The 7,071-nt window shown below is 61.5% G+C and carries 8 protein-coding genes and 2 pseudogenes; all 10 read right to left on the minus strand.

Features of this window, described 5'->3' with window-relative positions:
* Positions 1-9: 9 nt before the first annotated feature.
* The gene (locus V8683_RS23325; RefSeq protein WP_411191830.1) at positions 10-999 is read right to left on the minus strand and encodes a DedA family protein/thiosulfate sulfurtransferase GlpE; all 990 of its coding nucleotides are present in this window, start codon (positions 997-999) and stop codon (positions 10-12) included.
* A 299-nt stretch (positions 1,000-1,298) separates the two neighbouring features.
* Positions 1,299-1,544 (minus strand): hypothetical protein, encoded by a 246-nt coding sequence (locus V8683_RS23330; RefSeq protein WP_411191829.1) that lies wholly within the window; start codon positions 1,542-1,544, stop codon positions 1,299-1,301.
* Between the two features lie 473 nt (positions 1,545-2,017).
* The gene (locus tag V8683_RS23335) at positions 2,018-3,661 is read right to left on the minus strand and encodes a methyl-accepting chemotaxis protein (protein WP_411191828.1); all 1,644 of its coding nucleotides are present in this window, start codon (positions 3,659-3,661) and stop codon (positions 2,018-2,020) included.
* A 421-nt stretch (positions 3,662-4,082) separates the two neighbouring features.
* Complete coding sequence (locus tag V8683_RS23340; RefSeq protein ID WP_411191827.1) at positions 4,083-4,322, minus strand: hypothetical protein; 240 nt, start codon at positions 4,320-4,322, stop codon at positions 4,083-4,085.
* A complete protein-coding gene (locus V8683_RS23345; RefSeq protein ID WP_411191826.1) occupies positions 4,319-4,507 on the minus strand; it encodes a hypothetical protein in 189 nt (62 codons plus the stop codon). Before V8683_RS23345 ends, V8683_RS23340 begins: the two co-directional genes overlap by 4 nt.
* 1 nt (position 4,508) lies before the next feature.
* A pseudogene (gene tssG, locus V8683_RS23350) lies at positions 4,509-5,073 on the minus strand (type VI secretion system baseplate subunit TssG).
* A 62-nt stretch (positions 5,074-5,135) separates the two neighbouring features.
* Positions 5,136-5,267: pseudogene (locus V8683_RS23355) on the minus strand (type VI secretion system baseplate subunit TssG); the annotation flags it as partial.
* 141 nt (positions 5,268-5,408) lie between these two features.
* The gene (locus V8683_RS23360) at positions 5,409-5,660 is read right to left on the minus strand and encodes a PAAR domain-containing protein (RefSeq protein ID WP_411191825.1); all 252 of its coding nucleotides are present in this window, start codon (positions 5,658-5,660) and stop codon (positions 5,409-5,411) included.
* Between the two features lie 11 nt (positions 5,661-5,671).
* Positions 5,672-6,364, minus strand: coding sequence for a hypothetical protein (locus tag V8683_RS23365; RefSeq protein ID WP_411191824.1), 693 nt, complete (start codon positions 6,362-6,364; stop codon positions 5,672-5,674).
* On the minus strand, positions 6,348-7,071 hold a 724-nt coding region (locus V8683_RS23370), incomplete at its 5' end, for an N-acetylmuramidase family protein (RefSeq protein ID WP_462880680.1). The genes V8683_RS23365 and V8683_RS23370, both read right to left, overlap by 17 nt.

A 7,071-nucleotide genomic window follows, 5' to 3' on the forward strand; every position in this document is an offset into this window, starting at 1 on the left:
GTGCGCGGGTCACACGGGCTTCGGCGTGATCTGCACCGCCATCTCTTCGCAGGGGGCGGCGACCAGCGACTCGATGGGGTGGCCCGAGTCGCGCCAGGCGTCGATTCCGCCGAGGAGCGGCACCACGTCGACAAAGCCGGCCTGCGCGAGCGCCTTCGCCATCCATGCCGCGGAAATCTCATTGGGGCATGAGCAGTAGATCACGAGCTTGCGGTCGCGCGGATACTTGTCGAGAATTTCGCCCAACTGCCGCTCGTCGGCGAAGATCGCTCCCGGAATGATGTACGGATCGAGCTTGCGTTTTTCTGCCGAACGGATGTCGAAGACGACGGGAGGCGGCTTGGCACCCATCGCGCGGAACAGGTCGTCTACCGTGATGCGGGCGTTCGCGAGCTTCTTGATGAGCTGGCGGCGGCGCTGCCACCGGTAGAGCGTGTAGAGCGCGAGCAGCACGAGGACCACGACGGCGGCGAGGCGGCCGAGGCGGCTCGCGCCCGCGAGCAGCATGTCGATTTGCGGCGCGAACAGCACGCCGATCACGAGGCCCGATCCGGACCAGAGCGTGGCGCCGATGGCGTCGAAGCCGAGGAACTGCCGGTAGGGCGTGCCCATCGCCCCGGCCATCGGCACCGAGACGATCGAGAGCCCCGGAATGAACTTCGCGACGGCGAGCACGCGCACGCCCCAGCGTCCGAAGAAACGTTCGGTCTTCTTCACGCAGGTGTCGCGCGAAAGCGAGAGCTTGCAGAGCGTCTTGAGCGTGTTGCCGCCGTAGAGCCGGCCGGCGAGGAACCAGACGCTGTCGCCGATCAGGGTGGCGAAGACGGCGAGCACGAGCACGGGCCCCACCAGTTGCCCGATAGAACCGGGATGCATGGCGGCCATCGCGCCGAACAGCACGAGCACCGGCATCGCGGGGACGGGCAAACCCAGCGATGCGGCCAGCACGTTTGCAAACACGAGAGCAGGCCCGTACTGCTCGACGAGGTCATGTAGCATCGGCTTACTTCCGTCGCCGTGGGGGCGGAGAGTGAGAGGGTAACGTAACGATTATGGACGCATTTCGAAGGCGTGCAAGCGAGGCGCGCCATGCGCCGCCACGGGCCCGGAAACCGGCATGAAAACCGGCAGGGTACGAGCCGATGCGGCCAATGCGAAGCAGTGCGCCCGTCCGGCCCGGGCGCCCCGGGCGGCTGCGGAGCGCCCGGGCCGGACGGGCGCGGGCGAAATGCGATGGCGCCGCCTGACGGTTTGTCGGGCGGCTTACGGGCTTATATGGACTTACGGATTGAGCGGACCTAACGGCTGTGGGATTCCCCCGGCAACTCGGCGCCTTGCGCGCGGATGGCCGCGATCAATTCCGCAGGCGTGATTTCATAACGCACTTCGCGGTGTATGCCCGGCTTGCGTTCGTCGACTTCGATCAGCAGCAGGCTCTTGCCGTCGGCCGCCGATTCGAGACGTAGCGAACGCAGTTCGCGCCCGGTCGCGTCGTCATGCTCGGTGAGCAGGGTCATGGTTCCTGAAGACCCGGTCGTGCGCATTGATGTTGTCCTCGTGCGTTGATTGGTCGAGCCATTGTACGGGGTCGGCCACGCCGCGTCTTATCCCCTGTGAGCGCGGGCGCACACTGTGGGTTGGCGCCGCAGCGAGGCCCCGGCCAGCCAGTTTAACGCGACTCCAGGGCGTGCCGCATCTTTTTGCATGCCCTGCAACGGTGCGGCGGGCGATGAGCTTTTGTCACGACCGTGACGCAATCCGGCTCCCGCACGGCCTCGCCCGGTTCCCGAAAATTCTCACCTTTGTCGCCAAAAAAGATCGGCTCGCCCGGTCATGCCGGACGAGCCGTCGAAACGCCGTTGTTACTCGGATCGGCCCGCGCGCGTGCGAGCGAGCGACCGACGAGTGAAATGGTGCGGGCGGGGACCGCGGGTGTCGAGATGGGACTTACGCCGATATTTCAGATCAATTGCGTTGCTTGTCCGCTTTGGGCTGGCCCTTGTTCCGCCGATGCCGCTTATGCGGCTTCCGTTTCGGCCTCTTCGGTCGCGACAGCCGCGGCTGCGCGCGTCGTGCGCGCGGGGCCGCGCCGCGCGGTCTGCGTGCCAGCGACGGTGAAGAGGCGCACCGCTTCGTCGAGCACGTCGGCCTGCTCGGCGAGGCGCTGCGCCGTGGCGGCCGCCTGTTCGACGAGCGCCGCGTTCTGCTGCGTGGCGCTGTCGAGATGCGCCACGGCCTGGTTCACCTGGCGGATGCCCTCGGCCTGCTCGCCGCTTGCGTTCGCGACCTCGACGATGATCGACGAAACGCGGCTCACGGCTTCGTCGATGGCGTGCATCTGCGCCGTGGTCCGCGCGACCAGATGCGTGCCCTGGGCGATCTCGTTCACGCTCGCGTCGACCACGTGCTTGATCTCCCTGGCCGATGCCGCGCAACGCTGCGCGAGCATGCGCACCTCGCCCGCCACGACGGCGAACGAACGGCCCGCCTCGCCCGCGCGCGCGGCCTCGACGGCGGCGTTCAGCGCGAGGATGTTGGTCTGGAACGCGATGCCGTCGATCACGCCGACGATGTCGCTGATGCGCCGCGAGGCATCGTTGATGCCGGCCATGGTGCGCTCGACCTGGCCGGCGATCGAGCCGCCCTCCGCGGCGGCGGCCTGCGCTTCGCGCGCGAGGTCGAGCGCACGCGTGCTCGCTTCCGCGTTGGCCTGCACGGTGGCGGTGAGCTGATCCATCGTCGCGGCGGTTTCTTCGAGCGAAGCCGCCTGGAGTTCGGTGCGGCGCGACAGATCGACGTTGCCGCTCGAGATTTCGTGCGCCGCGTCGAGCATGCCGTCGATCTGCGCGCGCACGTCGAACACGATGGCCGTGAGGTTGGCCTGCAACTGATTGAGTGCCTGCAGCACTTCGCCCAGATCGTCGCTCGTGGTGATCGTGAGCGTGGCGGTGAGGTCGCCGGCGGCCATGCGCGTGGAGGCGACGGTCATCTGGTCGAGCGGCGCGCCGAGATGGCGCGTGGTGAGCCACCAGGCCACGGCGCTGCAGAGGGACGCGACGCCGAAGGCGCCCCAGAACGGCAGCGGCGGCAGGCCCTGCCAGGCGGCGACGCCCGCGAGAGCGAAGATGGCGGGCACGCCGCCATAACCCATGGCGATGCGTGTCGCGATGGGCACGCGCAGCAGCGCCTGCACGGCGCCTGCGAGGCCCGTGCGCACGATCGCGCCGCGGCGCAGGCGCACGCCGCCCAACGTGCCTTCGCGCATCTTCGCGTAGAGGGCTTCGGCCTCGCGGATCTCGTCGCGCGAAGGTTTCACGCGCACGCTCAGATAACCCACCACGGTGCCTTGTTCGGAGACCGGGGTGACGTTTGCCCGCACCCAGTAATGGTCGCCGCTCTTGCGGCGGTTTTTCACGAGCGCCGTCCAGGGGCGGCCTTCGCGGATGGTGCTCCACATGTCCGCGAAGGCAACGGCCGGCATGTCCGGGTGACGGATGATGTTGTGCGGCTGGCCGATCAGCTCTTCGCGGCTGAAACCGGAAACGGCGATGAACGCGGGGTTGCAGTACTCGATGCGGCCTTTCAGGTCGGTGGCCGAGACGAGCATTTGCGAAGCGGGGAAGTCGTATTCGTGTTGCGTGACGGGCTGGTTGTTGCGCATGGGATTCCTTGCAGGCGGGCCGCTGAGGGCCTTACATCACTGCAAAGTTAACGGCATATTCCATACGATCTTTAGGGTCTTTGCGGGCGGCGGGCCCGGTTGCGTGGCTTGGGGAGGATTTTCTTTGGGTTCAGGGGCTTGGTCGTGGTGTCAGGGAGATATGCACAGGGTTGTCCAGAAAAAGTGGGGATAACTCATCTTCCTCACTGCACAGGGCCGCGCCACAAGCCTTTACAGGCAACGAGTGGGGGAATTTTCGTTTCCCACACAGCCCCAAACATCCATTCCCCACGTTTCCCCACGCGTTGCGCTGCCGGGAAACCTTCGTCGCAACAATACGCCGATAGCTTACCTGTTGATGCTGCGCTGCACGTGAGCACGTGCGGGGAAAGTCCGTTCCCCACAGCGCGTGATGATAGGGCTACAGCTCGTGATTGTTGCCCTGCTGGCCCACCGGCACGAGAGGCTCGAAGAGTGGGGACACGATGATGCTCACCCTGTCGAGCAGTTCAGAACCAGGCTCGGGTTCGTGGGCGAACGCATCGGCATGGGTCGGATGCAAGATAAGCGCGGCGGGCATGCAACCATGCTGCTGTTCGAATGCCGGAATCATCTCCGTGATTTGCTCACTCAAGCTGTCCGCCAGACCCATCGGGTTCATTGGTTTCTCCCGCCGCCCTGAGGCTTCCCTGCGTTATGCACGATCTGCGCCAGGTACTGTTCAGGCTCGAAGCGCATGCCGACAACCGGTTCGCCGCCGGGTGACTCGCCCAGCCATGCCGACCAGCCGAACTGGTGTGAGTCGCCCATCATCGCAGGCGGCTCGCAATGCGGTTTGATCTGCAACTTACGTCTGCCCCCACGCCACCAGGCGCAGCAGGCTATCTCCCCGTGGGGTGAAGCGGTGGTAGTCCGCCATGTCGAGTGGCCCGATCACCATGCAGAAGCGGTGCCGCCTGTCCAGCACATGCCCGCCCAGGATCGCCCCGCGTCCAGGGCTTGCCGACATACCCTGCTGTCCCATCCTGCATTTCAGCTCCGGCGGCGGCGCGATCCAGTGGTCCGAGTATTCCTCGATCCGTACCGGGACACCGAAATGGTGAGCCACCGACATGGCCAGCGCATCGACATTCCGGGCCTTGCTCACCAGATGCGGCGCGGCCAACAGGCGCATGCGGTGGCAGGGAGACGGTACGGTCATGCCGGGGCGAGCACCCGGACAGGCAGCCGATGTAGAACGAGAAGCGGTCGTCATCGGGCCGGTCGAGGCTCGCCGCGGACTGCGCCGATACCCAGGCGCGGTAGAACAGCGTGAGTGAGCGGTGGTGGAAAATGTTGATGAAGTTGTACAGTCTCGGGTCGCCCCGCAGTTCTTCGCGCTCGCGTGCAATCTCGGTGACGTGCAGCGGCAGCGCGCACCGTTCGGCCCGAACATGCCCAGGCTGTAGAGGCGGATGCGCAGCTTGCCATTGACCACCCGCACGTCCGCGATCTCGCTGGGTGCGAAGATCAGGCTCGGCTTCTGGCCGATCTTGAAGGGTTCCGTTGCGGGCAGGCTGGCCGTGCCGACCGGATCGATGACCGGGTTCGTGTTGATCCGGCGCATTAGCGCGAAGAACCCGTATTTCCAGGGCCGTGGCCTGCAACCGATCGATCAGTTCGATGGGAAGGGCAACCCCGGGTTTTATCCGGTCCATCGATTTACCTCATGGATGATAGGGCCGCATGTGCGCGTGGCCCGGGTACATCACTCGATACTGGAAATCAGGCTGCATCCGCAGGTGGCGTGATGGCCTTGGCGGGTGACCGGTACACCTTTGTCACGTATCTTCGGATCGCCTTCGAGAATCACGTTCGGGCTTACGCCGGGGTGCTGCGGACACTTCACCTCGTCGCCCTTGCGCGCGACACGGACGCCCTTGTAGCGCATGGTTTCGGAGGCGGTGACGAATTCACCACCGTGATCTGTCGTATCGCCAAGCCGGATGAGATTGATCATTAAGGTTCTCTTTAATGTTTGGCTTCGGGAGGGAGCGGATTTACGAGATCAGACGTGTGAACCCAACCTGTTGTGACCCGCCCGTAGGATTCGACGTTTAATCGCGGATCTGAAAACCGTATCAGTGAATATTGTTTCTGAGATTCAAGAACAACGACCGCATTCCATTTCGCGAGATAGCCTCTCCTGGTAAAAAATTCCTTTCCGCGACGATCGTATAAGAGCGTCTTGCTCCTTACGATCCGAATACCCGATGATGAAAACTTCCGGGCAATGTGATACTTAATAGCCTCCATACTTCCGAGTTTAAAGATGAATCCTCCTGCCGAATTTTCGCATCCAGCTTGTCCACTAGAGGTTCTGATTATCCACTCATCTTCGCGGCGATACAGATCCCCATCTATATCAAAGTCTCGATCCCTATTCGAGAATTCAAAAGAATCTCCATCAGGGATAAATGTCAACAGCTTCGTATCGGTATAGCCATCAATGACAGAATTTGATGTGCCATCGCTTTTCTCAAAAAAGAGGAAATTACATGAAAATTTTTCATTTTGGGCATCATAAAGCCCATAAATTCGACCATCATCCCGATATGCTATCAAACTCGGATCATCAAATAAAATAGCCTCCCCTGCAAATCCCCGCGCAGCCATCGCGAGCGCAAAAACAGCACCAGTAAATATTTTACTTAAATTGATCATAATATTTACCCAAATTAGCTGCATAATCAGGATTCTGGGTCTGCCAACCGTTGCCGTTATATCCGCTTGCAACCTTCTCCCAGTTATGTTCCCTCAACCCCTTAACTGCCGCTGGTTTTACGTTTTTCATAAAAGCGGCAAATATCTCCACCTGCCCATCAGTACCCGCCAGAAACTTGTTCGCAAATTCAAACGCAGTAGCGCAGCCGCAATCGGCGTAGTACTCTCCAAGTATTTGAAATCCACCCCACGAACATGCTTTTATCGCAATTTCGAAATCTAGTGCTGCTGCGCGCACAAGCTTCTCATATTGATGCAAGCCACCTGGTCCATAATTATCTGGCCCTTTAAAACATAAATCAGGATATCCCGGGTAGGGGTTCGTCGGAGTTTTTTTCTTTTTTGCATCCTTCTTAGGAGAATTTTTTGCCTCTTGCTTTGCCACAGCAAGATCAAAAAAATGGCGCTTCTCGTACAGAATGGATGGCAGTCCATTTTCCAGAAACGGATGCCCCCCTGACTCCTGCTGGACAATCGCCTTAACAGCAGCAACCTCAACATCTAGCTCCATCGCTATTTTTTTATACTGATCTTCGGAGAACGTCTCGGGTTTGGGATAATTCAACCGCGACCCAAGAAGATTCAGAACAATGGTTCGTGGCTTTCCGTTATCCACGACCTTGTAGTGGTGCTCAATGGTGGTGGTC

Source organism: Paraburkholderia sp. AV2, assembly GCF_054968425.1.

What these genes read in the sequence shown, in the direction of transcription:
- V8683_RS23365 (WP_411191824.1), bottom strand. Translation starts at nt 6,364, where the DNA reads ATGATCAATTTAAGTAAAATATTTACTGGTGCTGTTTTTGCGCTCGCG.
- V8683_RS23360 (WP_411191825.1), bottom strand. Translation starts at nt 5,660, where the DNA reads ATGATCAATCTCATCCGGCTTGGCGATACGACAGATCACGGTGGTGAA.
- V8683_RS23335 (WP_411191828.1), bottom strand. Translation starts at nt 3,661, where the DNA reads ATGCGCAACAACCAGCCCGTCACGCAACACGAATACGACTTCCCCGCT.
- V8683_RS23330 (WP_411191829.1), bottom strand. Translation starts at nt 1,544, where the DNA reads ATGCGCACGACCGGGTCTTCAGGAACCATGACCCTGCTCACCGAGCAT.
- V8683_RS23340 (WP_411191827.1), bottom strand. Translation starts at nt 4,322, where the DNA reads ATGAACCCGATGGGTCTGGCGGACAGCTTGAGTGAGCAAATCACGGAG.
- V8683_RS23325 (WP_411191830.1), bottom strand. Translation starts at nt 999, where the DNA reads ATGCTACATGACCTCGTCGAGCAGTACGGGCCTGCTCTCGTGTTTGCA.